This window comes from Saccharothrix sp. HUAS TT1, assembly GCF_040744945.1.
Taxonomy (GTDB): domain Bacteria; phylum Actinomycetota; class Actinomycetes; order Mycobacteriales; family Pseudonocardiaceae; genus Actinosynnema.
On the sequence record NZ_CP160453.1, the window covers coordinates 3,853,786 to 3,880,643 of the forward strand.

A 26,858-nucleotide genomic window follows, 5' to 3' on the forward strand; every position below is an offset into this window, starting at 1 on the left:
ATCGGTTGTGTCGCCGATCACATTCGTCTACAATGGATAGTTACTTGGCGACGGGTAACGTAAGGCGGACATATGGCGATTCGCGAAAACTGGGAAGCCGTATTCCAGGTCACAGAGACAGGCCAGTACCGCTCGTTGGCAGGGTTTTGTTCGTCTAAGGAGGCAGATGAGTTCGGTCGGCGCGAAGCTACCCCGGAATTGACCTACGCAGGCAGCCTGCAACAGCTACCGCCACTCAGTTTTGTCTACTTCAAAGCATCGTTGAAAGCGTCCGACGAGTCAGCCCACATCGCGATTGTCACGGACTGGAATCCCCGGACAAGAGTGGGCCAGGCGAGGGACGACAGCGATATAAGGTGGTTCGTCCGGCGCGACGAATTGCCTCGTCACGTGCACGAGTTGCGGCCAGGAACCGTCATTTCTTTCTATGGTGAGCCGAAACCACCACGGGGTTACTCGCTACCGGTTGCGGAACATGTCCAGATCCTTGACATCGCGAGTTAGCTCTTGCGCCGGCCCGGGTGACTCTCGGGTGGACGCTTCCGCATCGCATGGAGGCGGGCTTTCGCCTCGTTGCCCTCACGGGCACTCTTCGTCGCGTGGCACCTGGCACACGCGGCCTGAAGGTTCTCGTCGGAATGGTCCAGGCCCGGAACACGGTGGTCCACCTCAGTGGCGCGGCCTAGGCACCTGTCGTAGGCGAGCCGGCACTTGTACTTGTCCCGCCGCAGGATGCGAGGGACGTACCTGGTTAGCCAACCCGGGGGAAGCTCTCCGCGGCGGTTCGAAGAACTCCACGGCACGATTACCCCTTAAAAACTAGGAGCCGCCCTTCCACGGGGCGGCTCTTAGTCTTTTCTAGCTAGAGGCCCTTTCGGGGCCTCTCTAGTTAAGTCTGTCGTTCGGGGTGATCAGCACCCCTCACTCTATATAGAGGTGTTACACGTCCATGATCGTCACATGGCACCCCAGAACTGTGATGCAGGTCACCATGTCACTCGATCGTGTGACGATCTGACACTGCCAGATGGATCGCCGCTACGGTGCCCACATGCCCGTTAAGCCCAGGAAGACGGGGCCTGTTTACGCGTCGCTGTGGGCCTATGCGAGCCCTGAACGTGCCCCTGTCATCCTCGAAGACGCCTTCGGTGAGCACTCGGCGAACAGCACAATGGCCGCTGCTGCGGCGTCTGTGCTCAGCGAGTACGTGACCATGCAGGAGATGCCCGAGGGCTATACCTGGATCGGGGTTACGGTCGAGCCTGGAGGCGTTCCAACGGTCGAGTACACGATTGCAATCAGCCGGATCACCGGTTAGCGACTAACGAATCGACTTGAAAACCCGTACACAACCGACGGGCAGCTATACGCCCCGGTCAGGGGCCCGGCCCCGGGGGGTCACCCCCCTGGGGCCGGACAAAGGCTCTGAAGTTGTGCCTGCGATTCTGCCGGGCAGGGATGCGAATTGCAAGCCACCCCCCAAACTGCGTGCCGCGGCCTAGCTCACACCGGAATGCACTAGTGCGACCAGGGCGCACACAATCCACCCCCCCTCCCCCTGTGTGCCTCTCTAAGCCCCCCTGTGTGCAGACCCCTCCCCTGTGCAACCCCCTGTAGGGAAAAGCCCTGTAGGGCACACCCAGGGGGCAGGAAAGCGGCCCTTGCTGGGCAGGCCCAGTACCGAGGCCCCTCCCAGGGGCCGGCCTACTGCGGTGACCCCCTCCCAGGCGGAACCTACCGAGGGGAAACCGCAGGTCAGGGCAGGTTTGAGCCTCCTGATTTGACAGTTCCCCGCAACCTATGAACTAATACCGCTGTCGCCAGGACGGGACGCGAACCGCAAGGGACGCGAACTACCTGCGCCGACTCGAACCGCTAGGCATAACTACAGCGCACATGGGACCGGCCTAGCCGGGCCCTACGTGAGTGACGCCGGCCAGTGGGCCGCAGTCAGAGCCGCATTCGACGGAACCCAACGCCAAGGTTCAGTAGGTACGCCCGAAACCGTCGTCTACCTGCGGATTTGACAGTTCCCCACAACGACCGGCAAGCTTAGCGCTACACCAGAGGGACACGGACCGGATACCAGGTGCGAAAGCTACTAGGTCCGGGGGAATCCAACCCCTCACCTGATCTTTGAGAACTCAACAGCGAGTGCATTACCTGATGTGCCGAGTGGGCTGGTGATCCGCCCATATGCATGACATAGGCGAAAGCATCAGGAATATGACTTTGACGTCTGCCTTTCAGGGAGGGACCTCGGTCCCTCCCTGCGAGGGGAAACGTCAAGGGAAAGGGCATGACATGGCTAAGGGCAACACCAAGGCACAGCCGGCCAACTGGTTCGCCAAGCACAAGGCTTGGGTCCTGGGTGTCGGTGCGCTGTTCGCGGTGTGGATCACCCTCGGGTTCCTGGTCGCGCTGTTCGGGGGTGAGTCGCCGGCCGCTGCCAGCGACAGCACCACCAACGACCGCCGGGCTTTCACGGCCTACCAGCGGTGCGTGGAACGCGAAGGTTTGGAGCAGTTCAAGACGTGCGGAGAGGCTTGGGGAATCAAGTTTCAGGACAACTACCTCCGGTGCCCGGAAGGGCTGGACACCACGGAAGATCCGGAGTTGGGGACCATCGTCCGGTGCTACGACGAGAAGGTTTCGACCGAATGAGCTGAGTCTCTTCTCTCGGACCCCTGCGGGGGTCCGGGGGTGGGTACTCAGACACCCAATCAGACGTCAAGGTCAGGCGCACGGCCCCGGGGCCGGCGCGGGGGGCCAGGGGGCGCGCGGCGCACCTGGCGACTCTCGACCGTTGGGCATTCAGGCCCGACCGTTTCTAGGCCGAATCCGGCCACCCCCGATCATGTCTGTGTGGTCCCTAGGTGAGTTCACCCTAGGTCCGCTCCCACCCGTGCGGGTACGTGTGCCATTTTTTGTGCGAACCGATTTAACAGTTCCCTGGTATGTGTACGGGGGGTGATTGTTCGGTTCAAAAGGCTTGAGCCTGTCTGAGAAGGCTTGGTGAATCACACTCCTGAAAGGCTTGGGGGTGTGATGCGCCATGCCCATTCAGCTAGGGAAAGGCATGGGTAAATGAGGTTTGAGCTGTGGAACCGCGTGGGTCGAGTCATCGGCAGAGGTTTCGCCGTGGATTCGGTCACGAGGTTCGACAACGGGACGCGCTACCACATGGCGTACAACGGCGTGAACATCGGGGACGTGTTCAAGTTGCACGGGTACCCGGATGAGTGGATGGCTACTGCCGAAACCGGGGATGCGGACAGCATTCGCATCATCGGAGGTTTCAAGTCACGCCGGGACGCTTGCCTGTTCCTCTTGGGACAGGCGTACGAACGGGACTGGCCGGCCCGCCACTGGCGGAATCACGAGTGCGGCCCACTGCCCTATACGGCCACCATTCGGCTAGAGGCTTGAGTGTTGCCCGTTCTGCACAGGTCCCCTGTGCCGTTCGGGGAGTTCTCAACCTGATAGGGGAGCAATGGGCAAGTACGTGATCCGAACCTTCCTCACGGAGTACGGCCCCTGGGAGGAAGGTGCCGACGAACCACCCCGCATCGGGGAGCCCGATGAGGAGACGCACGAGTTCGACACCTTGGAGGAAGTCCGGGCGCACCTGGACGGCGAAGGGTTGAACTCACCTTCGCAGTCGCCGGGGGCCGGGCCAACGACGTGGCTCAGCCTCTTGGACGGTAGCCGGCCCACCTGGGATGGCAACTACACGGGGCACACGGAGGAGCTGACGGCCCATCGGGTCGAAGGCTTCACCGATGAGGAGTGGGCTTCCCTCGTGGAAGACCTCCGCGCGCCGGGGCACTGAGCACCACCGGTGATGCACGGGCGTCCGTCCGTGCGTTGCCGCGCCTGCTCAGGCGACATTTCCGATTAAGGCCGCAAAGGCATGGTGTCTTTGTCGCGCCCGGAAACACACCCAAAAGGGGAAGCAATGAGAGTGTTGATGTCTTTAGCGTGCGCTGTGGCGGCTGCGCTGGGCCTGGTGATCATCGGTCTCCCCGGTGGCTCACCGGCCCCCGTGTTCCCCCGCATCGCGTACGCGGTGAGCACTCCCAGCACGGCCGTGGAGGTTTCGACCACTACGGAGGTTCCGACCACATCGGGGGTCCAGGCGACCCAGGAGGAAACGAGCACGACCACGCCGACCGAAGTCACCACCACCACCACGCCGGCTCCGGCGGTGACCGATCCGGAAGGGTTGAACGACTGCCGGACGGACGGCAACCGCGTGTGCGGCGCGCACATCCCGCACGTGAACGTCTGGGTCCTCCTGTGCTTCCCGGAGGACGGTTCGAGAGGTTTCATCGTCGGCCGGGCCGACGAGTGCGCGTAGGCGCTGAACGTCCTTGCTGAGGGATGGGCCGCGGCGGTCCGTCTCTTGGCATCCCCGCTCAGAGTCGCAGGAGGTTTGAACAAGTGGGCGCAGTGCACAGCGAAAGAGCGCGCTTCGTAACGGACCTCGTTTCGGTGTGGATCGAGAACGACAGCGACCACAACCCCGACGCGGTGAAATTGGCGCACGAGGGTAGTTGGTCGTCGTTGGGGGACCACCTGATTCGAGTGATGAAGAATGCTAGGCGATTCTCCGCAGCCTGGCAGACGGCTCAAGAGCTGGCCCCGAACGACTACCCCCGAATCGATTGGGAAGGCATCAGGTCGAATCTGGTGGGGTGAGGACTGAGCTGGTTCTCTCGTGAAAGGCTTCAGTGCCTTTTGCGGGGGTGTCCGCTCAGGACTAGTGGGAGGTTTGACAGTGGGTTCAACGCTGAGAGTTTCCGAAGCGATGCAGGATGCTTTGTTGGGCATCGCCAGGGGGCAAGCGTGGAGCATCGCGCCGCAGACGTGGGCGGCGTTGGTTCGTCGGGAGTTCGTCCCGCACGACTACGCGGACGAGCTGACCCCCGAGGGCTGGAGGGCTGGCGCGGATCACTGGCAGGAGTTTTGGCCGATCGTCGCATACCGCGTCGGCGAGGCCGGCCGCGTGCGCCGTGTTGACGTGGCCTGCGAGCTGGCTTACCAGGCTGCGACGCGTTCGCACCCTGGTTACCCGAACTACCCCATGAAGGACGCGAACGGCCTGACGTACTGGGCCTGCTGCGTTTCGAGCATCGGGCCGGCTTGCCAGCACAACGTTTTGCCCGGGGTGCCGAAGGCTTGGCTCCCCGACCACCCCGCCGTGTAGGTGGTGATCGTGCCCGGGTTCCCCGGGTGCCGGTCATCGGTACACGGAAAGGAATGGTGCCGATGGGACGGCGAAAGCACGTCTGGTTAATCAAGAACCCTCTTGTCTCGTGGGCTCACTACCTTCGGGACAAGTCAAAGAGGGTTGAACGGGGCGAAGGTCCCCGGTTCGCCGAGTTGGAAGTTCGTACGGTGGACAATCGGCGTTTGCTCTTGCCGTTGACCGTGGCGGAGGCCCGAGAACTTTCGGCTCGTTTGGCTGCTCAGGCTAACGAGCTGGAAGCCATGAGGAAGGGCGAGAGGGGCGGGGTGTGCTTCACGCCGGGTTGTGATGACACGGCCAAGTGGCCTCCCCTTACCTCCACGATGGAAGCCAAGGAATCGAGCGGCAAGGCCCGGTGTGATTGGTGTCGAGCCGCAATCGATGAAGTGAAACTCCCGGCAAGCGATGGGGTCGAATACCTTCTGGTCGCTGACCAGTGGACGAAGGTTCTCAGGATGAGCAAGGACGAGATTTCATCCGCGCTGTCGAAGCACCGGGAGGCAGCGTGAGCGCCATGAAGGAACTCGCGGAACGGATCATGGGAGAGGCTTCGCAGCTCGCCCATGTGGCCGTGAGGATTGGGACCGGAGATTTGGAATCTCTGGATCTCAAGATTTCTCAGATGCGCATGTACTTGGACGGAATCGAAGCAATGTACCTGGCATCGGAAGGCAAGGCATGAGCACGCAGGATTGTTGGAACGGGTACTGCATCCTGAGCGACTGCGACGGGGAGCACCACGGCGACCACACGGGACGTTCGTGGTGGCAGCCCGAGGGCTACCGGTACGTGCCGGGTGACTATGGCATGTTCGGCCGGCAACTGCCCGTGTGGGACTACCACCACAACGACGCGGGGGAACTGTGCCTGCACTGGCAGCACGAGGCCCCCGAAGGCATGGAGCGGTGCCCGGCGGGGTGCACGGACGAGGACGCGGTGAACCCCGATCCGGACCGCTTGAAGATCAAGCAGCACCGCTGGCGTCGCAAGGCCGGCAGGGCTGCGGGGCAGCGGTACCTGTGCTGTGGGGAGTACACCCCCTGATCGTCTCGATTCTCTGAGGTATGGGACCGGCCTCCGAGCCGGCCCCCGTATCTCGGGGTGCCGAAACGATCGGCTGAGAGATGGTGATTGCAGAATGGTAATGATGCTCGATCAGCTTCGGGCCGAACGGGAGCAGGATTCGGGGTGCTGCGAGTGGTTTCTCCTGTGCGCCAACCCCGCTACAGGTACCCGCACACACGTAATCCTGGGTGAAGTGCCTTGCTGCGACGCTTGCAAGGAGCGCTGACGGCGCTCCGCGGCGCATTGCTCGAAGGTTTGCGTTTCTTGTGATTCGACTAGGCTCGAATCACTTGATGCCTGAACCATCGGCAGATTGGAAGCAAGTGGAAGACCTGGACGTTAAAGCCTTGGTGGACCTTGTCCACGGCCGTAGCCCTTCCAGCGGGCGGAAGTTCAAGCCGGAAGCCGTACAGAAGAGGCAGAAGGCCGAAGACGTGGCTACGTTCGCCAAGGACGACGTGGTGGAACCGGTGCGCACGTGGCTCGAAGAGCTTCGCGGGCTCCTGGACGCCGCAGACGAGGCGGCGGACGACGGGGAGAAGGAGGCTGACAGCCTCCTGGAGGCCGAGAACGGAGACGCACGGGAGGAGCACTACGGAAGCCTTGACGAGGCCCTGTCTAGTCTGTCTAACGCGCTCGACGCGTTGGGCGTGGACGTGTCCGACTTCCGGAAGAAGGGTAGAGGTCGTATGACCGATGGGCCGCTGTTCCTGTGGCGGGTGTTCGTGCCCGTGACGGACTCGGAAGTCACCGAGTTCTACGTGAAGGGTCAAGACATGGAGTCGGCGCGGGAGGAGGCTGAGGGGGTCATCAAGGATCTTGCGAAGCTCGACGGAGTCCCCAGGCTGACCATCATCCCCAGAAACACGGGGATGACGCCCTAGGCAAGCCTTGGCGTCTCCTGCGGTACAGGCCGAGTCTGTATCGCGGGAAACCCTAAGGGTTGGGAGCCGACCCTCAGCAGGGTCGGCCCTCGGGTACTGCTACCTCAGTTGGTCCAGGAAGGCCCGGAAGCTTCGAGACGAGAACGTCAAGGTTTGGTAAGTCGGGTCCTTGGTGTCTTGGACGAACGTGGTCTCTGGCGTCACACCAGCCGCGACGCATGATTGATTGGGCTGGGTTCTCGAACTGACGCGCATCACGACGCCATCGGGCACCCCTGCGTTTTGTGCCTGCCACACTTTCAACTCACCTCGTCGTATGCGTTTCGGATGTACTTCAGCGAGTCTTCCTCGGTGAGCGCGAAGGCGGTCAGGTTCGCCCATTCACGCGTGACCCAGTCAAGATCCCGAGGCTTGGTCAGCTCTTGGATTCCTGGATATCCGTCCATGAAAACCCGAGGCGCTTTGTTCCTGGGCATCCGGAAAATCGTGGTTGTGGTCGCGCCAAGCAACCCGCTCGCTGGGACCGTGCGAGGAATGATCCGAAGGGTGAAGAGCGGATTGCCCGCGAACATGGTCTCAGCCTGGCTGAGCTGTTCGCCCCAGACTTCGAGATCCCCGAGGGTTCGCCACACCACCGACTCATCCAACAGGACCGAGTAGCGGTAGCCAGGCCGGTCGAACACCTTCCGCCTGTCCTCTCGTTCCCGGACAGCACGGGCGATCCAACCGGGGTCCTTGCCGAACGGCGTGCCCGCTGCCAGGAGGCGCGTGTACTTGGGGTGCTGCGTCAGGCCGGGGAAGTACTTGGTCTCAACCACGCAGGTGTGCACGGCCACGGCTTCGCACTCGCGCAACCGCCGGTAGGTCGCGCTGAGGTCTGCTGCCTCTTCGATGTCGCTTGCTTCCGCGGCCTTCCACAAGCTCATGCCCCGTGCCTGCTCAGCAGGGTCGGAGGTGAGCGTACGGACGAGAGCCTTCATGCGAAGTTCCTGAGGCCGCACGTGCCCGTTCAGTGCCCGGTGCATCGATCGAACGGACCAACCGCACGCCTGCGCCACGTCTTCAACCGTGCGTCCAGTCATACGGGACCTGATCCAGTCGCCCAGCTCGGCCTTCGCGGCGGTGTAGCCCTCAGACATGTGCACAGCGTAGCGAGTGCGCAGGTCCGCAGTACTGCGGACGATATCACCCATTTGGCCCTGCATCTGTCAGTGACAGATGCTAGCCTCAGGTTGTCGGCGGGCGGAGGTTCGGGCCTGGTGAGGCCCCGATGCTTACCAGGGCAACAACCCCCTCCGCTCGCTTGACTCGTACTTGGAGGTGCGCGTTGTGATCGCGTTCTTGCTGTCAAAGCCATGGGTCCTGCTCAGCGATCCGTGGGCGTGGACGTTCCTTGCCACGTTCGCGGGTGTGTTGAGGTGGGCAGCCTACCTCACGCTGTTTGCGATCTTCGGCGAGGGTCGGAACGAGTGGATCGGAAACAGGGCATTCCTGCGCCCCTCCCGTCGGATTATCCGGGCTTTGGTCTGGACATGAAGGGATGACGGTATGGGACTGGATTCTGATTCTCGGCCTGGTGGTGTACTTGATGTGCCGGCTCTTCGTAATCCACCTCCTGTGGTCCCCCGGAGGGTTGGCCCGGATGACACCCAGGTCATCCGAGCAATTTCCGAAGGCCCGGAAGTCGCTCAGGATGGTTCGAGCTGCCACTTCTGCCGGGGGCACCAACATGCCTTTTGGGAATTCGAAACGTACGTGGAGGGCGTGAAACACGCCGCTCTTCATCACAAGGAATGCCAGTGCGAGTGCGGATGCAAGTTCGTTGAAATCACCGTTCTCGTCAGCTCTACCCCGTACCAGCGGAAGGCCGTGTGATGGACCGCCCGATGATCGAAGCTTTCGGCGCTGTGCAATTGATCGCCGACGAGCTGGCCCTTCTCAGAAGGCGGCAACTCGCAGAGGCAGTGCCCAGCATGGGCACCTCCACGGAGTACACGACGAAGTGGTCCGAGGAGTTCACCAAGCTTGCGGATCTGATCTTCCGGTCCATCACGCCGGTAGCCTTGGCGAAGGCGTACGCGCTCGTGCAAGAGGGGCACCCGGTTGAGCGGGCCTCGTACGAGAGGGGACGGACGGACGCCTTCGAAGACATGGCGAGGAACGAGCCTACGACCGAGGTGGGCGATGCTCTTCGGGATCTGCCCACCGGGCCTAGGCCCCGAGAGATAGAGCAATGACAGCCGCGATGATCGCCCTGGCGGTCGGATTCCTGATCACGTTCTTTTGGGACGAGATCAGCAACAGGCCCCCGGTCGTCTGGTTCTTCCACTGGTGGTACAAGCGCCACTGACGGCGCAAACAGATTTGAGCCCCCGTTCGGCACAGGCCGGGCGGGGGCTCTCGCGTGTCCTGGGGCGACAGAACACGCGGTGCCCTACCCTGCCCAACCATGAAACCGCAGTACTTGACACGAACGAGGGTTGAATAAGTCATGGCTCGCAAGGTGATCGTTCAGTTCGTTGACGACATCGACGGTTCCGAGGAGGGCGTGAGCACGGTTCAGTTCGGCCTGGACGGCGTCACGTACGAGATCGACTTGTCCGGGACCAACCAGACCAAGTTGCGGGATGCCCTGGCCGAGTTCGTCTCGAAGGGCCGTAGGACTGGCGGACGCAAGTACACGGCCCCGAGCGCTCCCGTGGTGCGCACGGGAGAGAAGAGCCACGCGGAGTTCATGAGGAAGAACGAGCTGGCGAACATCCGGGAGTGGGCTCGTAGCCACGGGTGGCCGGACCTCAAGGACCGCGGCCGTATCCCCGGCGCGGTGATGGTGGCCTACCAGCAGCAGAAGGAGATCGACGGCCAGGCCCCCGGCGGGGTGGCGCAGGAGGAGCCGGCCACGCCGCAGGCCCCCGAGGTTTCGACCGAAACGCCCGAGGTTCCGGAAGGGAGCCCGGGAGCTACCGGGGAGCTGTTCCACGCCCCACAGCCCGAGCAGGCCCCGGAGGGCGAGAAGAAGCCCGCCAGGCGCACGCGGGCGAAGAGGGTTCCGGTCTCCCAGCCCGAGTTCACCGAGGCGACCGCAGAGGAGACGCCCCGCGTGCGTTCGACCACGCGGAGCAGCGCCGCTCCGAAGGGCGGACGCCGGGCCCCGGGCAGCACGAAGCAGAGGTCGAACGCGAACTAGATTCGCGAGTAGGTTTCGGGTAACCCGCCTGACCTGGCAAAATCTCAGTGGTCAGGCGGGTGCTCTGAGTGATATATGTGACCTAGGTCACATTCATGGACTATGTGAAACCGGAACCATCCCTGCCCCGATTAGCCTAGTGAGACTTGACTCACAGTGACGAGGGAGGGGTTGTCCACTGTGGATAGACGACCTGGGAGGGGGTACCTCACGTGGCTGGACAGCTCTTAGGCCCTCCGTTGCCACTCGGTGAGGCTAGCCTTACCCTTCTGCTACAAAGCAGGAGGTTCACCGTGTTCGAAGCGCCTGAGGACGAGATCGACAAAGTCGATCCCGAGATGCTGAAGCTTTCGAAAGAAAGTGTCGCTTTCTGGGCCAGAAAGGGAAAGACTCAGGCTCAGATTGCACGTCTTTTCGGCTACACCCGAGCGCGCATTAATCAGGTGTGGACGGAAGCGGGCCTGCCAAAGCCCCCAAAGCAAGTCGTCCGGGAAGAGTTCCCTTGGGAGATTGACCAGAGGTTCAAGTCCTCGGCGCTACACAAGCGATTGTCAGATCATGCCGAGTACTACGCGACCAATGGCGAGGGAATGAGTGAGGACAAGCTAAAGCGCCTGCTCTCATTCTACGGTAAGTTGAAGTCCCGAAACGCCGTGGTGGAATATAGCCCCGACGTTGAACCGAACCCCGACTCGGGTATGGGGGGCTTCCGGCTGGTGCCTCGCAGACCGGAAGACGGCGATCTTATTGTGCGGGTCAACGAAATCTCGAAGATCACCGACGAGGGCCGAAGGATCTTCAGTATGCCTGGGGAACTTCCCAAGGTGAAGTATTGATCAGAAGGCGTGCCGCCTGGCTGTACGCCTTCTGATAAAAGGCGGGGGCCTCAATGCTGATGAAAGCGCCGCATACGGTCCTGATCGACCGGCCGTGTTTCGTAGAGGCCCACATTCGAGCGAGCTACCAGGGATGGTTCATCCGAACGTACGTGAGTATGCGATTGGATGCTTCTGACCCGTGGCTTGAACCCGTGTGGGAAAGGTTGCGAGAAGCGTGCTTCCGAGTGGTCGCGGAAGAATTGGTTCAGGATTCCCTGATGATGGGGTACCGAGCCACCGAAACAATCTACGAGGTGTACGATTCATGCCCTGCGGTGGGCCACCATTGCGCACACGGGGTGTGAGCCGAATCGCCGGAAGGGTGATGCTTGCCAGATTACCGTTCAGTGAGCCAGGTGAAAGACCTGGGGATTCTCGATCCCGATACCGGGTGTCCGTACTCCTACTACCTAAAGCGGGTCGAGAAGAAATGGCAGAGGCCGGCGGCGTGGTTGCCACAAGGGCTAGCCGTGCACGAGGCCGCAGAAGCCTGGGAGCGCAGCGACCGTGCCATGAGCCTGGACGAGGCCCAAGCGGTTTACGCGGAAAGCTATCGTCGGCATACTGATGCCCAGCTCGAAGACACCCCAAACGCTGAGTTTTGGTTCAGCAGTGGCCGATACCGAGGTCCGGAGGATATTGCTCGACGGTTCTCGATCGGCCTGGAGCAGGTCGAAGGGTACGTTCGGTACTACACCGAGGAACATCCCGACGAAGAGATTTGGGCCGCCCCGGACGGGGCCAAGGTCATTGAGTTGGAGTTCAACATCGAACTCGGTGGCGTGCAGGTAAAAGGGTTCATCGATCAAGCTATCGATGGCAAACCCAGAGACATCAAGACCGGCGTGAACCCCGGTGATGATTTCCAGTTGGCGGTGTATGCCGCTGCTCTCCTGCTGATGTACGGAGTGCCCATGACCACTGGCGATTACTGGATGGCAAGGCTTGGGCGACCGACCGTGCCATACAGGCTCCACAATTGGACACTGGAAAGCCTTGGGCAGGTCTTCCAGCAAGCAGATGAGCGGATCAAGGCGGGGGACTTCCCACCCCGCCCATCGCCGGACACTTGTCGGCGCTGCTCGGTTGCGGCCTCGTGCCGCTTTTTTTCGGCCTAGCGATTTAACAGTTCCCCACAACAGGAAGACATGAATGAACTGCAAGCCTTGATCAAGATAATCGGTCCGAGAAGGCTTAGCCGTTTTCTTGTCACGGGGTCGCGGGGTTGGGTGGATTGGCAAACTATCCGGGACGCCCTCAGGGCGGTGCACATCCACTCCCCCGATGCCGTGATGGTGAACGGAAAGGCTTACGGAGCCGATTGCCTGTGCGCCGCAATGTGGCAGCACGCCGGCGGTGTCGTTGAGTTCCACGTACCTGAGTGGAAAGTCATGGGACCGAAGGCCGGAGTAGTCCGCAACATTCGCATGGTCGAGTCGGGCGTTGACCTGTGCCTGGCTTTCATCGTCAACAAGTCTTCGGGTGCCTCCCAGTGCGCGGAATATGCCGAGTACCGGAACGTCCCGACAATTCGGTTCGAAGTCTGAAGGAGACAAAGCAATGAACAAGACCCAGCGCGCGAACTTCGTCAAGTGGATGTCCGCCCTGCGCAGCGGTACCTACAGCCAGGGGCGCGGGCAGCTCCGCATCCCTGTCCTGGACCTGGACTACAACATCACCGGGATGACGTACTGCTGCCTCGGTGTGGCGTGCGACGTGGTCGCTCCGCACCGCTGGAACGACGCCACGGAGTTCGGCCCCGATCGGAAGACGTTCCTCCCGTCCGCCCAGTTCATGAACGAGTACTTCGGCATCCCCTTGGACCAGATGCCGCAGTCCGGCAACCCGCTCGTGGTCGTGAACGACACGGGGGGCGCGGTGCCGGTCTCCACCCTGAACGACCTCTGGGGCTACTCGTTCCCGATGATCGCTGACCTCCTGGAGGCGACCTACCTCAAGCCCGAGGAAGAGGCCGCGGCCGAAGCCCCGGTTTCCACCGAGGTCCGAGAGCTGGTGTTCGCGTGAGCCCCGTGACGATCACCAGGCAGACCTACCGGGCGGCGCTTCAGGCGGCCGTGGACGCCCGTGGGGCTGACTTCACCTACCAGTCCCCCGACGGTACGTGCCTGTACGTCCACCACGACGAGGAGCTTGGTACGACGACGCCGGGGTGTCTGCACGGCTTCGCCCTGGCGGTCCTGGGCTACGAGCTGGACAGCACCCACGAGTACACGCCCATTCGAACCCTCCTGTCCGTGCTGGGGGTGCGCGGCGACGACGTACTTCGTGAAGCGGCCCAGGAGTCCCAGCGCGCCCAAGACCGTGGGGAGAGCTGGGGTCGGGCGCTGGAGGTCTTCGACCAGTACGCGGAGTGCTAATGCCCGCACAGCGCCTGGTGGTGGGCAGTACCGCGATGAACGGTCTCGGCCTGGCCCACCGCCAGGCGCGGGACCTGGACGTGCTCACGCCCCGCCAGGAGGCGGGGGCGGATACGTACTGGCATCCCCGGCTTGAGGAGTGGATCGAGCCTGGGACCGACCGCGCGGCGGATCTGGACGAGCTTTACACGCTCAAGGTCAGTCACTCGTATTGGGAGCTGAAAAACGGTTCGTGGGCGAAACACGTCTTCGACGCCGTACAGCTCAAAAAGGCAGGGGCCGCCGTGGTCCAGCCACTTCACGATCTCCTGTACTCGGTATGGGAGGAGCGGCACGGGAAGAAACAGGTCGATCTCTCGCAGGAGTCGGACGAGTTCTTTGCCGACGCGGTCAACCGGAAGTACGACCACGACAGCATCCACGCGAGTGTGGCGTACGGAAAGGAGCCCATGTATGTCCGCATCCTCAAGGAGGGTCATTCAGTGGCGGTGGACATGCTCAAGCTTAAGGCCCTGTCGTTCGAGGACAAGGTGCAGCTCTTCCGAGAGGAAGTCTACGCGACCGCGCTTGAGCGCCTTGTGATCCCGAGCGATTACAGGCACTCGCTGCGGACCGCCTATGACTGGGCACTGCGGCGCACCATCACGAGCTTGACTAAAGGCTGGTCGGCTCAATTCCTGGTGGAGAACTACGACACGTTCCGGAAACCGGATGTCGATTATGTGGCCCGCCACCTGGCGAACCACGACAAGCTGATTCCGTTGGAGGAAAAGTGACGCTGAGCGTCAATCAGGTTCAGGAGATCCTGGAGAACCACGTTTTCGTGCACACCTACTGGAACGACAGTGGGGAGTACGAGGAGCAGGGTTGGCACGAGTGGGCCGAAGTTGGCACCACCCCCGTGGCCGTTCCGGACTTCGGAACGGTTGAGATCGTGGAGGACATCGGCGGCTACGAGGACGGCGGTGGTACCCGCTACCTCACGTTCAAGGTCACCGACGAGGAAGGCCGTAGCCGTTTCTTCCGCAAGCACGGCTACTACTCTTCATACGACGGCTCCGACTGGGACGGCGACTTTCAGGAGTGTGCCCAAAAGGCGAAGGTGGTCACAGTCTACGAGCCGATCCGGTGACTACCTACCTTGACGATCTGTTCCGGCCGGAAGACCTGGCTGAGGAAATCGCCCAGGGCTATGTCCGCCAGCGTCACCACCCGAAATACGACTACGTCATCTTCAACTACACGGAGAAGGCGCAGTTCGGCCGGCAATGGAACAATGTCACCGCGAGGTGCCGCGGGCTCATTGTAGATGAGAACACATCGGAAGTCCTCGCAAGACCGTTCGAAAAGTTCTTCAACTATGGCGAGGCCGGCGCAGCCGAAATCGACATGTGGGAGCCGGTAGAGGTCACCGACAAGATCGACGGAAGTTTGGGCATCCTCTACCCCACCCCGGACGGCTACGCCGTGGCGACTCGGGGAAGCTTCGAAAGCGAGCAAGCACTACACGCGACCGAGGTTTACAGACAACGCTACTACGACTGGGCACCACCCGCCGGCACAACGGCATTGTTCGAGATCGTATACCCGGAGAACAGAATCGTCGTGGATTATGGTGATCACGATGACCTGGTGTTGCTGGACATCCTTTCGATTTCCAGCGGCCTTTCGTGTGCCGATCGATTTAACAGTTCCCCGACGTGGCCGGGACCGAGGGCCAAAACCTTCGAGTTCGGTTCCTTCCGAGATGTGCTCACATCGCCCCCGAGGCCGAACGCGGAGGGCCTAGTGGTGCGAGCCGCACTCACGGACCACCGTGTCAAGTTGAAGCAGGTCGATTACGTCGAACTGCACAAGGTCGTCACCGGCCTGAACGAGCGGGTCATCTGGGAAAGAATGCGTTCGGCCTCGTCCGACGCCGCTATCTACGCGGGAATCCCTGACGAGTTCCGCGACTGGGTCACCGAGGTTGCGGATCGCCTCTTCGCCGAGTGGTTCGACATGGACACGCAGGTGGAAACACGCCTTGCGGGGCTGGCACATCTCGTTGAGGACCGGAAGGCTTTCGCCGTAGAGATCACCGACGAGCCGGCGTGGTTGAAGGCATGTCTGTTCCTTGCGCTAGACGGCAAGAACTACGCGGGAATCATCTGGGCAAATCTCAAGCCGTAGCAAAAGCAAACGCTTAAGCGTCGGCAAATTCCGGAAGGAGGGTGAGCACATTGCAGGGCAGCTTGATTGTTACGGTCGGTATTCCCGGATCGGGTAAGACGAGCTACGCCGAAGACGTTGCTGCGGTCGCGGAACCGGGCGAAGTGGTCCTGGCGGGCCGGGACGATATCCGGCGGATGCTCCACCGGTCGGCTACCTACTCGAAGGCCACCGAGGATCAGGTGACCGAGGTTCAGCGGGCCGTGGTCGAGATGGGTCTACGGCGCGGGAAGCTCGTGATCGTCCACGACATGAACCTTCGCGCCCGGTACCGGCGCACGTGGGCGGAGCTGGCTGCGAATCTCGGTGCGACCTACAACCAGGTGGACTTCACGGACGTACCGCTGAAGACCTGCCAGGACCGCGACGCGGGCCGGGAGAGGCCCGTAGGGCGGGTCTACGTCCACGACATGTGGGAGCGGTACGTCCGGCCCCTCAAGGGCTCGTCCGCGTCTGTGCCCTCCGTTCAGGCCCCGGCGGTTTCTGCGCAGTACGACCCGGATGACGAGCTGCCTGACGCGGTCCTGGTGGACGTGGACGGGACGGTTGCCCTGTGCGAGGGCGTACGCGACCCGTACGACACCAGCAGGTACCACCTGGACAAGCCGAACACTGCGGTGGTCGATCTTGTGGTGGAGCTGTTCCACGCGGGTTACCAGATCGTCTACTGCTCCGGTCGTGACGAGCGATACCGCGATGTCACCGCCGAGTGGATCAGGAACAACGTCGGTTATCTGTCCGACGAACTCCACATGCGCCCGGAGGGCGATACCCGGCGCGACGACATAGTGAAGCTCGAACTGTTCGACAAAAACGTTCGGGACAGGTTCAACGTCGCCTTCGTCCTGGACGACCGCAACCGAGTGGTGCGCGCATGGCGCTCCATCGGCCTGACCGTTCTTCAAGTCGCTGAAGGGAACTTCTAGGTGATGGTCTTTCTCTGTCTCGTGCTACTCGTCGCGGATGCGTGGTGGGCCGCCGAGGAGTTCGCTGCGGGTGATGTCGTGAGCGGATGGCTCTACGTCTTCGCGGCGGCTATCTGGTTCGCCCTCCTGATGTTCAGGCCGTGGCAGTCGTGAACCCATTCGTCGCGGTCCTGCTGATCATCGGGAGTCTCGCCGTAATCGGAATCATCGCGTTCTGGTGGTATGCCGTCGCGGTGGCGAAGGTCGGCATCATCAAGGTGCTCAACAAGGCGATCAAGGATCGGAACCTTCTGATCCTGGACATCGAAGCCGAGTGCGAGCTTGGCGGCGATGACGTGTTCCTCAACAACATCAAGGCCAAGATCCTGGAGTTTCGCAAGAAGGAGAACAAAGCATGAAGCGCTTCGTCATCGCGCTCATGGGCATGGCCGTACTGATTCTGTCGGCGTGCTCGGTCGCGAACACCACGGCAACGGACGTTGCCCTCCACTACAAGGCGGGTGCGTTCGACTCGAAGCAATTCGTTGACTGTGTCGGTAACACCACCAAGCGGTACGACGATGTCAGCGACAACCATTTTTACTACCCCTCGGGGCAGCGTGACTTCGATTTCGGCGACGGGGACGGCAAGGACTCCGCGGCCTTGACTTCGACCACCAAGGATGGTCAGGAACTCAAGGTTCAAGGGCTCGTGAAGTTCGAGCTGGACACCTCGTGCAAGGAGTACACCGACTCTTCCGGAAAGAAGTGGCCCGGTGGTGTCCTTCAGATGATGCACGAGACGATCACCGCACAGCGCAGCGCCTACGCCACCGAAGGTGGTACCGCGATGCCCGCTGAGTGGTCAAAGGTTCTCTCGTCGTACCTGGGAGCGGCCATTGACCGCGCAGCAGACAACGCGGCACTTGCCTACGACTGGCAACAGCTCTACACCGACACGGAAGCCAAGGCGAACTGGGAACGGGACGTTCTCCAGCAAATCCAGGAGATCGTCAACACGCTGACCCAGGGCGTCAAGGTATTCGACGTGAAGGCAGTCCTCCTCCAGAAGCCGGGAATCCAGCCTCAGCTTGTCGCGGGACTGACCGAGAAGCAGGCCGCAATCCTTCGGAACGAGGCGGCCACGATCGACCAGAAAGCCGCTGCGGATTTCCCGGGTGGCATCGCCGGGTATCAGGCTTACCAGCAGCAGCAAGCAATCAACGAGGCGATCAAGCAGGGCAAGGTTCAGGTCCTCCCGGTGCCGCAGGGTTCCCCGATCATCGTTGGGAAGTGAGGGAAATGAGTCGGCCCGAAGGGCTTGAACTTCTCGTGGACCGAGACGGCGACCTGTGGGTGAGCAACGGCAAGGTGGTCATTCACACCTTGCTGTCCCTGGACGAGCTACGCGAGGTCGGTTCGGGCGGTGGTCGTCCACTCGACCAGATGACCGAAGCATACGACCTCAAGCCCGTAGCTCTTTAGGGGGGCAATGTACTCCCTGGTTCAGAGCCAACGAATCAGGGGCACGGCCGGCGACCCCATCCCTACCGTGTGGGAAGCGCTCGAACGAATGGGCGTGCGCTTCCTCCGGGGCCAGTTGGTTCTCATTGCCGCTGGCCCCGGTTGCGGTAAGTCCGGCTTGGCCCTCACGCTGTCACTTAAGAGCAGGCTCCCGAGCCTGCTTTTCTCGGCCGACAGCGACGCTTTCACCCAACTACAGCGGTCGATCTCAATTGAAACGGGCGTTCCGCTGTCCACCGCGGCCGACATCGCACGGGCACCCGAACTCCCTGGGGAGGTCCGAGCGGCCCTGGGCAACATCCCACTGAGAATCGACTATGACGCCAGTCCCAGCACCGACGACATTGAGGAGATCGTTGAGGCGTACTGGGAACTCTACGGCGAATACCCCACCATCATCACGGTAGACAACATCACCAACGTGCGGACCGAGGATGCCGAGGGCTCTGAAGCTCTCGAAATCCTCATGGACTACCTACACGGAATGGCTCGTGCAACAGGTGCGTGTGTCATCGGCCTGCACCACGTGACAGGTGAGTTCAACAACTCCGACAAGCCCATCCCGTTGTCGGGGGTCAAGGGACAGATCGGGCGCGTACCCGAAATGATCCTCACCTTGCACAAGCCACGCGAAGGCGTCCTGTGCGTATCGCCCGTGAAGCATCGTGGCGGAAAGGCCGACCCATCCGGCCAAACCTATGCCGAACTCCGCTTCGAGGGTGACCACATGGCTATCACGGACTTCGCCTTCCATTACGGGGGCGACGAGTGGTAGCAACCCGAAAGGCGTGCAAGGACTGTGGTTCGACCACGAGGAAAGTCACCTCTCCCGGTCCTCGTTGTGCGACCTGCCAGAGGGCACGCCGTACGAACGTCTCAGAGGCTCGCAGACTCGCCTACGTGGCGAAGCAGTACAACCTGACGCCCAAGCAATATCAGGCGCTCTGGGAAGCCTGCGGAGGCAAGTGCATGACGTGTCGTCGCCTCCGGGCGCGATGCGTGGACCACGACCACAAGTGCTGTCCGGGGAAGACGAGCTGCGGCAAGTGCGTCCGCGGCCTCTTGTGCGGCCCGTGCAATAAGGGCGTTCTGGGTCACCTCCGCGACGACCCGGCGGCTATGCGTCGCTGTGCCGACTACGTGGAGAACCCGCCTGCTCGATTGATCCTGGCGATTGACCGGCTAGAGGGAGATCCATGATCCAGCTCGATACGAACAGGTCGGATCTGCTCAAGATCCTTGAAGACATCTTCCATCCACCGTTCCCGGTGTACTGGGACGCCGGTGACTTCGAAACGAATTGGCGCTTCGAGGTCTCCAACGGCGTTGGAGTGTTTCGCGTGACACTCATCCATCCTGAATCGGAGGACACCGAGACCTTCGAGTGGGAGTTGAGCCTACGAGAATGACGGACGCTCCGATTGCCCGTTTGCTGGTGGCTTGGTTCCCGGACTGGGAGCCACCACCTGATCGGGCCGAATGGAACCCATGCCTTTGCCCGTTCCACGGGGAAGAGCACAAGTCCGCATCGGTGAGCTACGAGAACAACGCCTTCTCATGCAAGGCGTGTGACATGCGTGGCGACATCATCGCGCTAATCAAAAGGAAGGAGGGCTGCGGCTACCGGGATGCAGTCGAACGAGCAGAGAAAATACTTGATGGAAGCGACCAGTCGCTACCACAACGCTCTGATCGGAAGCCCCGCCGAAGAGTATTTGGCGAGTCGGGGATTCCTCAGCCTGAACGCAAGCGGAAAGCTCGAACGGTTCCGCCTTGGCTACGTAAGTGATCCGCTTCCGGGCCACCAGATGTACGCGGGATGGCTGGCTATCCCGTACCTGAGGTGGAGCCCTGGGCAGAAGTGGAGTGTCGTGACGATGCGGTTCCGATGCCTTCGGGACCACGATCACGACGAGCACGGCGGGAAATTCATGAGCCACACGGGTGGCGGGGTTCGGCTCTTCAATACGATTTCGATGCTCGGCGAGCACGACGAGATCGCGATTTGCGAGGGAGAGCCCGACACCATCACCGCCGAACTTTGCGGCATTCCGGCCGTAGGCGTTCCTGGTGTCCAGACCTGGCGGCCGTACTTCCGCCGCCTGTTCCTGGGGTTCCGCAAGGTCTTCGTACTGGCGGACGGAGACAAGCCTGGTATGGAATTCGCCCGGAAAGTCGAGTCCTCACTTCCTAACGCGCTGATTGTGCCGATGGATGACCGAGAGGACGTGAGCAGCACTGTTCAAGTGCAAGGCCCCTCGGTCTTGCTGGAAAGGATGGGCCGTTGAGCTTGGTTCAGGGAGCCCCCGTACTCATTACGGGGGGAAACGGTACAGGCCGAGTTGGTCTGGTCAGAGGCGACTCTCTTGGCCTCCTGGAGGTGACCGCCGATGGCATTTACTACCTCAAGCACAGGGACGAGCTTGAACCCCTCGTGACGATCAGCCAGGCGGCCGAGTTCTTCGAGATCGAAGAGCGCCAAGAGGAAGAGGAGGAGAGCCCGCCTCCGATCGCGTCGAAGATCCTCAGCTTCGGCATGAGTTCCGAGCAGTTGGCCGAGTTCGTTGAGGGATACATCGTTGAGTGCGTCGGTCGCATTCGCGGAGTCGGAAACGCTCAGTACAGCCAGGAGACCCACCAGAAGTTCGAGGGCATGTCCATTGAGGAGCTGATTGGCTACCTCCAGGAAGAGCTAATGGACATCAGCAACTACTGCGCAATGCTCCACATCATCACGGAGCGGGTCAGGCAAGCCCTGGCAGTAACAGAAGGAGAAGAAGAGTGAGCACTGTCTATCAAGGTGACGGCCCTGAGCCGCCCGAGTACGTGACCAAGCTCCGGGATGACGAAGGAGACATCCTGGAACGCGTTGACGGAGGCTGGGACTGGCGAGTCATCAGCAACGAGGTTTACGGGGAAGAGGAAATGTTCCCCGCGCCCTGGCCCGCCTTCCGGAATGATGGCCCGTTCGAGGTGGTTGAGTGACGCGAATCGTCATCATCTCGGACACTCAGATTCCCTACCACGACCGTAGGGCGCTCAAGTCCATCATCGGTTTCATCGGCTCGTACCAGCCCGACGAAGTGGTGCAGATCGGTGATCTGATGGACTTCCCCCAACCCTCGCGGTGGAGCAAGGACACCGCAATGGAGTTCCAGGGATCAGTGTTCGCAGATTGTGAGTACGCGAAGAAGAACGTACTCGCAGAGCTTCGCAAGGTTTACGGCGGCCCGATCAAGGTAGTCGAAGGAAACCACGACCTCAGGCCGCGGACGTATCTCGCGAAGTACGCGCCGGCGTTGGCCGAGTCCAACGCCTTCAACCTTGACAAGTTGCTCGATTTCGAGGGATTCGGGATTGAACTCTTGCCCGAGTTCTACGATTTCGCGCCGCAGTGGACGATGACTCACGGCCACGTCGGTGGAATCGCACTGTCAAGGATCGCGGGAAACACCGCGCTCAACGCCGCGAAGCGGTTCGGCAAGTCGGTCATCATGGGCCACACTCACCGACTCGGCCAGGGTGCCCACACCACCGGCTACGGCGGTGACATCGAGAAGACCGTTTACGGCGTCGAAGTCGGCAACCTGATGGACCAGAAATCGGCTCAGTACCTCAAGGGTGCTACGGGGAACTGGCAGAAGGGCTTCGCCATCGCGCACGCCAACAACACGGAAGTCCGGGTGGAGCTGATCCCCATTCGGGGACGCCAGTTCACGTACAACGGGGAGGTGTTCGTTGGTTGACCTCGAAGCGGACGTGAATAAGGCCGCGGGCATCGTCGCCCGCTCATGGCCGGCGTCCATTGAGGCCGCAGACATCGGACAGGAAATCTGGCTGCGCCTGGTCGAGTCCCCGGACACGCATCGCCGCCTGGCCCTGGCCGAGGAGCGCGTCTCGGCCCTGGTCCACATCGGACACCAGGTAGCCGCCGAGCTGCGCTCGGCTCACGAGGTCGCGACGGGGCAGTACCGCTACGGCACCAGGGAGGTTCGCGGCCTGCTGGATTCCGGTGCGTTGACGGACAGGCAGGGCCTAGCCCAGGTCGAGCGCTTCGACCTCAGCGGAGGACTCGAACTCATGGCCGAACGGCACGAGGAGTACCACTCGGTCCTCTGGGACTACTACGTGCACGGGGTTGCCCCCGAGCACCGCATGAAGATCACGAGGGCCGTCGATGCGCTCACCGAGTGCATGAACCAGATCCACCTGTCGAGCAGGTACACGGATCACCAGGGACCAGGCGCACGCCGCGCCACGTCCAACGCCGCTGCCCAAGCACGCACGTCCCGTTCCTACAACGGAGACGGCGATGACGGCCGCTACTGATCGGAGGTAAATGACTGTTGCGTGGGGGCCTACGGGCCAGCTCGTCTACGAGCGAACCTATTCACGCACCAAGCCTGACGGCACAAAGGAGACCTGGCCCGAGACGGTTCAGCGGGTCGTGGACGGCAACCTAGCGTTGCGTCCCGACCATCTCCTTCCCAATGAGCGCGAACGCCTGATCGAGCACATGACGGCATTCAAAATCATCCCCGGTGGAAGACACCTCTGGGCATCGGGTGTCGCAGGCAGGCAGTACTTGTTCAACTGCCATGTATCGGGATGGTCTCCCGATGTTACCGAGCATTTCCAGTTCACCTTCCTGCGGCTGATGGAGGGAGGTGGAGTGGGAGCCAACTACAGCAACCGGTACCTCAACCAGTACGGCCCGATGTGTCAGAAGCTCAACGTACACGTCGTCTGCGACCCAGAGCACCCCGACTACGAAAGGTTGCGCAATGCTGGAGTACTTTCTGACGCTTTTGACGCCGACTGGCCGGGAGCATATGAAGTGGAGGATAGCCGAGAAGGTTGGGCGGGTGCGCTGGTTGATCTGGTTTCTACGTACTATCGCCCGGCGAAGTACACGGACAGGGTCTACGACGTGTCCCGAGTACGAGGCGAGGGAACCCGTCTCAAGACCTTCGGGGGTAGGGCCTCCGGACCCACGCCGCTTGCGGTGATGCTCCATGAGGTCTCGACGGTTCTCAACGCGGCTCCATACGGACGGCTTCATGGTATGGCCGCGATGGAGATCGACCATGCTATTGCCAAATGTGTAGTCAGTGGTGGCAATCGCAGGTCGGCCCGAATGTCGATCATGCGGTGGGATGACCCAGAGATCAAATCGTTCATCAACTCCAAGAAGGATGGGTCGTCGCACTGGACGACGAACATCTCTGTCGAAGTTGATGACGAGTTCTTCGCCCGCGCCAACGCGGGAAGGCCCGACGCATCACACGTCCTGGCGATGATCGCGGGAGGGATGCTGGACAACGGAGAACCCGGGATCTGGAACTCTCAGCTCTCGAACCGGGGCGAGCCCAACACCGTGGTAGCGACGAACCCGTGCGGGGAAATCGCGCTGGAAAGCTGGGAGAACTGCAACCTGGGGCACGTCAACCTAGCCAAGTTCGCCAACCGAGGCCCGGACGATATCGACTGGATGGGGCTGTACGAGGCACATGTCCTCATGGCTCGCTTCCTCATGCGGGCCACCTACGGCGACGTAAACGATCCGAAGCAGGCAGAAGTCCTCAGCCGGAACCGGCGTATCGGCTTGGGGCATTTGGGTTTTGCTTCGTTCCTGGCGAGGTTGGGGATCAAGTACTCGGAAGCATCACGCAACTACGAGGTATCCCGAATCCTCGAAGACCTCGCCCAGGACGTTGACGACGCAGTACGGGACTACGCGCATCAGCTCCGCATCCCAATCCCGGTGAAGATTCGCACCGTCGCCCCCACGGGCACGATTGCGAAGATGCCTGGAGTATCGGAAGGGATTCACCCGATCTTCGGCAAGTACTTCATCCGCCGAGTCAGGCTAAGCACGATCGACCCTGACCAGTTCGAGACGGCGACGAGGTACGCGGCGCAGGGCTACGAAGTCGAACCTGACCTCTCGGCACCCAACACCGTGGTCGTGTCCATCCCCACCAAGGACAGTCTCTTGGAAGAGGTTGCCACCCTTTACGGGGAGGCCCGCGCGGAGGAGATCGTTGAGTCCGCGGCCGATTTGACGCTTGAGCAGATGCTATCGGTTCAGGAGATGTATCAACGCTATTGGGCGGACAATGCGGTGAGCTACACCGCCAACATCGATCCGGCGAAGTACACCCTGCCGGAGTTGGCGAACGTGCTTCTGCGGTACGGGACCGAGCTGAAGGGGACCACCGTGTTCCCAGAAAAGTCGTTCGCTCAAGCACCCTACGAGCGAATCACCAAGGACGCCTACAAATCCGCCACCGTACGCGACGTGGCTGACGGCGTTGACGACGAGTGCGCAACCGGGGCCTGCCCGGTTCGCTGAGAAAGGATCATATGAGCAGCGACCCCTTCGAGAACGACCCCTTCAGCGACGGCGACGCAGACGAGGCACAGACCGCGATTGCGCCGGGCCCGGCGGCCGACGCCGTACCGGCCTGGGACGGTTCGGCTACCTACACCTTCAAGGGCAAGGGCGGGTTCGACTCCTCCTGGCTCGTCGTCCGGGCTCCGAGCCTGGGAAGGCTGGCAGAACTCCTGGAGGACCGAGACGAGGTCAAGCGGTTGGTTGACGCCGCCACGGCGGTGGACGCCTACCTCAAGAGCAAGGACCCCGGTTCGGGGCAGGGGCAGGCCCGCCAGGGCGGCGGCTCCGGTGGGGGCGGCAAGCCTGCCGGCGCTTCCAGGCACCCCAAGGGCAAGACGAGCCAGTGCGAGCACGGTGAGCGGGTCTACAAGAGCGGCCAGAAGAAGAACGGATCGGGCCTCTGGCACGCCTTCGACTGCCCTCAGAACGTGTGTGACCGCGAGTGGACCACCGCGTAATAACTGAATACAGATAGACGGGAAGAGCCGGGGCCTCAGAACCCCGGCTTTCCGTTTGCCTAGAAGGAGATCAATGAAGGTAACCCCCATCGCTTACACAAGCCTTGTGGGAGGGCTCGCGCACTATGACATCGAAGAGTGGATGGAGTACGACCTTGACTCGACCGAAGCCGATGCTCTGGCCGAGTTCGCAGGGCGTTCCTGCTACCAGTCCTTCCACAAGCCCAATCCCGCTACCGAGGCCAACCGCGATTACCTCGCGAACATCCTGAACCAAGAGCATGAGTCCGTCCTTGAGCACGCGAGTGTCACCTTCTACGTCACCGGTGTATCTCGCGCGTTGACGCACGAACTCATCCGGCACAGACACCTATCGTTCAGCGAATTGAGTCAGAGGTTCGTGAATGTCGAAGGGGCACAGTTCGTCACGGCCCCGGCACTAGCCGAACACTGGGACGAATTCCTCACCGAGGACAAGACACGCGCCAGTGGTGTCCGAGGCGCTACGGAAGAGCTGTACCAGTTCGTCAGGTACGTCTACGCGGATCTGGTGAGTTATCTGCACGGCAAGGGAATGACCCGAAAGAAGGCCCGCGAAGCGGCTCGATCGGTAATGCCCAACGCCACAGAGACCCGAATCGTTGTAACCGGAAACATCCGGGCCTGGCGGTGGGTCATCAAGAAGCGTTTCCATGCCGCCGCGGATGCTGAGATTCGTCAGTTCGCGGGCGAAGTGCTCAACCACCTTCGCGAGATCGCGCCGCACTCTGTCCAGGACATCCCAGAGGAGCCCTACTCGTGAGGCTGCTCGATCTCTACTGCGGCGGGGGCGGTGCCGCCGCAGGTTACATCGATGCCGGGTTCGAAGTGACCGGTGTGGACCTCAAGGACCACTCGGCGTACTACCCAGGGAACTTCGTCCAAGGGAACGCCCTGGAGTACGTCCAGGAGCACGGGCACGAGTACGACGCCGTCCACGCTTCGCCCCCGTGCCAGGCGTACAGCTCCATCACGGCAGACCACGACAGACACCCTGACCTGGTAGGCCCGACGCGTGAGGCATTGTTCCTGGCCGGCCGTCCGTGGGTGATGGAGAACGTAGTTGGGTCTCCCGTAAGACCAGACCTCAAGCTGTGCGGGTCTCACTTCGACCTCGTGTCAAGCGGCTACCTGCTCAAGCGCCACCGACTCTTCGAGCTGGAGGGGTTCGCGGTGCCTCAGCCCAAGTGCACCTGCGCAGGCCGGAAGGTCGCGGGCGTCTACGGGAACCTTCCGCCCGAGCGGAGCGCCTTCCGGGAGTACGGCAGGCCCGACAAGAACCGGGGCGTCAAGTTCCCCCTGTCCGACGCGCAAAGGGTGATGGGCGTAAAGCTTCCGAAGGAGGTCGTCGTTCAGGCAATCCCGAGGGCGTACACGCATTACATCGGCAAGTACCTGATGGAGGCGCTTAGTGGAACGAGTTGACAGGAGTTCGGCTCAAGGAATCCTCGCCCAGGAGATGTTCGAAGCCTGGATGCGAGAGCACGGGAACAAGCCGAAGAAGTTCCCGAAGTACATCGGAGACAAGCCCTCAATCTGGTGGATCATGGCGGGCGTGGCCTTCACGTCGGCACAGATCACCGACTTCCGCGCCGAGGGCTTCCGCGAACTATGGCGAGACGCAGAAGTCGAGCTGCAAGAGCTGAAGGCCACGCTGCGAACCTTGAGCGAAGTCTGATCG

At 61.6% G+C, this 26,858-nt stretch carries 38 protein-coding genes and 1 pseudogene; 36 read left to right on the forward strand and 3 right to left on the reverse strand.

Annotation, left to right across the window (positions count from 1 at the left end):
* Nucleotides 1–500 precede the first annotated feature (500 nt).
* Nucleotides 501–803, reverse strand: coding sequence for an HNH endonuclease (locus tag AB0F89_RS18855; RefSeq protein ID WP_367137923.1), 303 nt, complete (start codon nt 801–803; stop codon nt 501–503).
* Nucleotides 804–1,051: 248 nt separating this feature from the next.
* Here AB0F89_RS18855 and AB0F89_RS18860 point away from each other — a divergent pair, with 248 nt between their 5' ends.
* The 9 genes from AB0F89_RS18860 (at nt 1,052) to AB0F89_RS18900 (ending at nt 7,200) form a co-directional block, all read left to right on the forward strand.
* Complete coding sequence (locus AB0F89_RS18860; RefSeq protein WP_367137925.1) at nt 1,052–1,318, forward strand: hypothetical protein; 267 nt, start codon at nt 1,052–1,054, stop codon at nt 1,316–1,318.
* Between the two features lie 986 nt (nt 1,319–2,304).
* The gene (locus AB0F89_RS18865; RefSeq protein ID WP_367137927.1) at nt 2,305–2,664 is read left to right on the forward strand and encodes a hypothetical protein; all 360 of its coding nucleotides are present in this window, start codon (nt 2,305–2,307) and stop codon (nt 2,662–2,664) included.
* Nucleotides 2,665–3,493: 829 nt separating this feature from the next.
* Complete coding sequence (locus AB0F89_RS18870) at nt 3,494–3,832, forward strand: hypothetical protein (RefSeq protein WP_367137929.1); 339 nt, start codon at nt 3,494–3,496, stop codon at nt 3,830–3,832.
* A gap of 375 nt (nt 3,833–4,207) precedes the next feature.
* A complete protein-coding gene (locus AB0F89_RS18875; protein WP_367137931.1) occupies nt 4,208–4,360 on the forward strand; it encodes a hypothetical protein in 153 nt (50 codons plus the stop codon).
* A 420-nt stretch (nt 4,361–4,780) separates the two neighbouring features.
* Nucleotides 4,781–5,209, forward strand: coding sequence for a hypothetical protein (locus AB0F89_RS18880; protein ID WP_367137933.1), 429 nt, complete (start codon nt 4,781–4,783; stop codon nt 5,207–5,209).
* A 218-nt stretch (nt 5,210–5,427) separates the two neighbouring features.
* The gene (locus AB0F89_RS18885) at nt 5,428–5,760 is read left to right on the forward strand and encodes a hypothetical protein (protein ID WP_367137935.1); all 333 of its coding nucleotides are present in this window, start codon (nt 5,428–5,430) and stop codon (nt 5,758–5,760) included.
* Nucleotides 5,757–5,933 carry a hypothetical protein gene (locus AB0F89_RS18890; RefSeq protein WP_367137937.1) on the forward strand — a complete coding sequence of 59 codons (177 nt, stop codon included), beginning with the start codon at nt 5,757–5,759 and terminating at the stop codon, nt 5,931–5,933. The genes AB0F89_RS18885 and AB0F89_RS18890 overlap by 4 nt, the downstream gene beginning before the upstream one ends.
* Complete coding sequence (locus AB0F89_RS18895; protein WP_367137939.1) at nt 5,930–6,295, forward strand: hypothetical protein; 366 nt, start codon at nt 5,930–5,932, stop codon at nt 6,293–6,295. The genes AB0F89_RS18890 and AB0F89_RS18895 overlap by 4 nt, the downstream gene beginning before the upstream one ends.
* A gap of 344 nt (nt 6,296–6,639) precedes the next feature.
* On the forward strand, nt 6,640–7,200 hold the full coding sequence (locus AB0F89_RS18900; RefSeq protein ID WP_367137941.1) for a hypothetical protein: 561 nt from the start codon (nt 6,640–6,642) through the stop codon (nt 7,198–7,200).
* 99 nt (nt 7,201–7,299) lie between these two features.
* Here AB0F89_RS18900 and AB0F89_RS18905 read toward each other — a convergent pair whose 3' ends face one another.
* On the reverse strand, nt 7,300–7,581 hold the full coding sequence (locus AB0F89_RS18905; protein ID WP_367137943.1) for a DUF397 domain-containing protein: 282 nt from the start codon (nt 7,579–7,581) through the stop codon (nt 7,300–7,302).
* Nucleotides 7,500–8,339 (reverse strand): DUF5753 domain-containing protein, encoded by an 840-nt coding sequence (locus AB0F89_RS18910; RefSeq protein ID WP_367137945.1) that lies wholly within the window; start codon nt 8,337–8,339, stop codon nt 7,500–7,502. Before AB0F89_RS18910 ends, AB0F89_RS18905 begins: the two co-directional genes overlap by 82 nt.
* 747 nt (nt 8,340–9,086) lie before the next feature.
* Here AB0F89_RS18910 and AB0F89_RS18915 point away from each other — a divergent pair.
* The 27 genes and pseudogenes from AB0F89_RS18915 (at nt 9,087) to AB0F89_RS19045 (ending at nt 26,855) form a co-directional block, all read left to right on the forward strand.
* Complete coding sequence (locus tag AB0F89_RS18915) at nt 9,087–9,437, forward strand: hypothetical protein (RefSeq protein ID WP_367137947.1); 351 nt, start codon at nt 9,087–9,089, stop codon at nt 9,435–9,437.
* 254 nt (nt 9,438–9,691) lie between these two features.
* A pseudogene (locus AB0F89_RS18920) lies at nt 9,692–10,048 on the forward strand (Lsr2 family protein); the annotation flags it as partial.
* A 632-nt stretch (nt 10,049–10,680) separates the two neighbouring features.
* On the forward strand, nt 10,681–11,223 hold the full coding sequence (locus AB0F89_RS18925; RefSeq protein ID WP_367137949.1) for a hypothetical protein: 543 nt from the start codon (nt 10,681–10,683) through the stop codon (nt 11,221–11,223).
* A gap of 389 nt (nt 11,224–11,612) precedes the next feature.
* Nucleotides 11,613–12,383, forward strand: coding sequence for a RecB family exonuclease (locus AB0F89_RS18930; RefSeq protein WP_367137951.1), 771 nt, complete (start codon nt 11,613–11,615; stop codon nt 12,381–12,383).
* 30 nt (nt 12,384–12,413) lie between these two features.
* Entirely contained in the window at nt 12,414–12,812 is a 399-nt protein-coding gene (locus AB0F89_RS18935; protein ID WP_367137953.1) for an SLOG family protein, read from the forward strand.
* Nucleotides 12,813–12,825: 13 nt separating this feature from the next.
* Nucleotides 12,826–13,290: a hypothetical protein gene (locus tag AB0F89_RS18940; RefSeq protein WP_367137955.1), complete on the forward strand. Its 465-nt coding sequence runs from the start codon at nt 12,826–12,828 to the stop codon at nt 13,288–13,290.
* Complete coding sequence (locus tag AB0F89_RS18945; RefSeq protein ID WP_367137957.1) at nt 13,287–13,643, forward strand: hypothetical protein; 357 nt, start codon at nt 13,287–13,289, stop codon at nt 13,641–13,643. Before AB0F89_RS18940 ends, AB0F89_RS18945 begins: the two co-directional genes overlap by 4 nt.
* Nucleotides 13,643–14,419, forward strand: coding sequence for a hypothetical protein (locus AB0F89_RS18950; protein ID WP_367137959.1), 777 nt, complete (start codon nt 13,643–13,645; stop codon nt 14,417–14,419). The genes AB0F89_RS18945 and AB0F89_RS18950 overlap by 1 nt, the downstream gene beginning before the upstream one ends.
* Complete coding sequence (locus tag AB0F89_RS18955; protein ID WP_367137961.1) at nt 14,416–14,775, forward strand: hypothetical protein; 360 nt, start codon at nt 14,416–14,418, stop codon at nt 14,773–14,775. The genes AB0F89_RS18950 and AB0F89_RS18955 overlap by 4 nt, the downstream gene beginning before the upstream one ends.
* The gene (locus AB0F89_RS18960) at nt 14,772–15,815 is read left to right on the forward strand and encodes an RNA ligase (RefSeq protein WP_367137962.1); all 1,044 of its coding nucleotides are present in this window, start codon (nt 14,772–14,774) and stop codon (nt 15,813–15,815) included. Before AB0F89_RS18955 ends, AB0F89_RS18960 begins: the two co-directional genes overlap by 4 nt.
* A 41-nt stretch (nt 15,816–15,856) precedes the next feature.
* On the forward strand, nt 15,857–16,780 hold the full coding sequence (locus AB0F89_RS18965; protein ID WP_367137964.1) for an AAA family ATPase: 924 nt from the start codon (nt 15,857–15,859) through the stop codon (nt 16,778–16,780).
* An 86-nt stretch (nt 16,781–16,866) separates the two neighbouring features.
* Nucleotides 16,867–17,178 (forward strand): hypothetical protein, encoded by a 312-nt coding sequence (locus AB0F89_RS18970; protein ID WP_367137966.1) that lies wholly within the window; start codon nt 16,867–16,869, stop codon nt 17,176–17,178.
* The gene (locus AB0F89_RS18975) at nt 17,175–18,056 is read left to right on the forward strand and encodes an SPFH domain-containing protein (RefSeq protein ID WP_367137968.1); all 882 of its coding nucleotides are present in this window, start codon (nt 17,175–17,177) and stop codon (nt 18,054–18,056) included. The genes AB0F89_RS18970 and AB0F89_RS18975 overlap by 4 nt, the downstream gene beginning before the upstream one ends.
* Nucleotides 18,057–18,311: 255 nt before the next feature.
* The gene (locus AB0F89_RS18980) at nt 18,312–19,058 is read left to right on the forward strand and encodes an AAA family ATPase (RefSeq protein WP_367137969.1); all 747 of its coding nucleotides are present in this window, start codon (nt 18,312–18,314) and stop codon (nt 19,056–19,058) included.
* Nucleotides 19,059–19,183: 125 nt separating this feature from the next.
* Nucleotides 19,184–19,483: an endonuclease VII domain-containing protein gene (locus tag AB0F89_RS18985; RefSeq protein WP_367137970.1), complete on the forward strand. Its 300-nt coding sequence runs from the start codon at nt 19,184–19,186 to the stop codon at nt 19,481–19,483.
* On the forward strand, nt 19,480–19,692 hold the full coding sequence (locus AB0F89_RS18990; protein WP_367137971.1) for a hypothetical protein: 213 nt from the start codon (nt 19,480–19,482) through the stop codon (nt 19,690–19,692). Before AB0F89_RS18985 ends, AB0F89_RS18990 begins: the two co-directional genes overlap by 4 nt.
* Nucleotides 19,689–20,072: a CHC2 zinc finger domain-containing protein gene (locus AB0F89_RS18995; protein WP_367137973.1), complete on the forward strand. Its 384-nt coding sequence runs from the start codon at nt 19,689–19,691 to the stop codon at nt 20,070–20,072. Before AB0F89_RS18990 ends, AB0F89_RS18995 begins: the two co-directional genes overlap by 4 nt.
* On the forward strand, nt 19,972–20,571 hold the full coding sequence (locus AB0F89_RS19000) for a toprim domain-containing protein (protein WP_367138924.1): 600 nt from the start codon (nt 19,972–19,974) through the stop codon (nt 20,569–20,571). The genes AB0F89_RS18995 and AB0F89_RS19000 overlap by 101 nt, the downstream gene beginning before the upstream one ends.
* Nucleotides 20,568–21,068 carry a hypothetical protein gene (locus AB0F89_RS19005; protein WP_367137975.1) on the forward strand — a complete coding sequence of 167 codons (501 nt, stop codon included), beginning with the start codon at nt 20,568–20,570 and terminating at the stop codon, nt 21,066–21,068. The genes AB0F89_RS19000 and AB0F89_RS19005 overlap by 4 nt, the downstream gene beginning before the upstream one ends.
* On the forward strand, nt 21,065–21,268 hold the full coding sequence (locus tag AB0F89_RS19010; RefSeq protein WP_367137977.1) for a hypothetical protein: 204 nt from the start codon (nt 21,065–21,067) through the stop codon (nt 21,266–21,268). The genes AB0F89_RS19005 and AB0F89_RS19010 overlap by 4 nt, the downstream gene beginning before the upstream one ends.
* Nucleotides 21,265–22,029 (forward strand): metallophosphoesterase, encoded by a 765-nt coding sequence (locus tag AB0F89_RS19015; RefSeq protein ID WP_367137979.1) that lies wholly within the window; start codon nt 21,265–21,267, stop codon nt 22,027–22,029. Before AB0F89_RS19010 ends, AB0F89_RS19015 begins: the two co-directional genes overlap by 4 nt.
* Nucleotides 22,022–22,612 carry a hypothetical protein gene (locus AB0F89_RS19020; RefSeq protein ID WP_367137981.1) on the forward strand — a complete coding sequence of 197 codons (591 nt, stop codon included), beginning with the start codon at nt 22,022–22,024 and terminating at the stop codon, nt 22,610–22,612. Before AB0F89_RS19015 ends, AB0F89_RS19020 begins: the two co-directional genes overlap by 8 nt.
* A gap of 10 nt (nt 22,613–22,622) precedes the next feature.
* Entirely contained in the window at nt 22,623–24,638 is a 2,016-nt protein-coding gene (gene nrdJ, locus AB0F89_RS19025; protein ID WP_367137983.1) for a ribonucleoside-triphosphate reductase, adenosylcobalamin-dependent, read from the forward strand.
* A gap of 11 nt (nt 24,639–24,649) precedes the next feature.
* Nucleotides 24,650–25,138, forward strand: coding sequence for a hypothetical protein (locus AB0F89_RS19030; RefSeq protein WP_367137985.1), 489 nt, complete (start codon nt 24,650–24,652; stop codon nt 25,136–25,138).
* 73 nt (nt 25,139–25,211) lie between these two features.
* A complete protein-coding gene (gene thyX, locus AB0F89_RS19035; RefSeq protein WP_367137987.1) occupies nt 25,212–25,940 on the forward strand; it encodes an FAD-dependent thymidylate synthase in 729 nt (242 codons plus the stop codon).
* Complete coding sequence (locus AB0F89_RS19040) at nt 25,937–26,602, forward strand: DNA methylase (protein ID WP_367137989.1); 666 nt, start codon at nt 25,937–25,939, stop codon at nt 26,600–26,602. Before thyX ends, AB0F89_RS19040 begins: the two co-directional genes overlap by 4 nt.
* On the forward strand, nt 26,589–26,855 hold the full coding sequence (locus AB0F89_RS19045; RefSeq protein WP_367137990.1) for a hypothetical protein: 267 nt from the start codon (nt 26,589–26,591) through the stop codon (nt 26,853–26,855). The genes AB0F89_RS19040 and AB0F89_RS19045 overlap by 14 nt, the downstream gene beginning before the upstream one ends.
* Nucleotides 26,856–26,858: the final 3 nt, after the last annotated feature.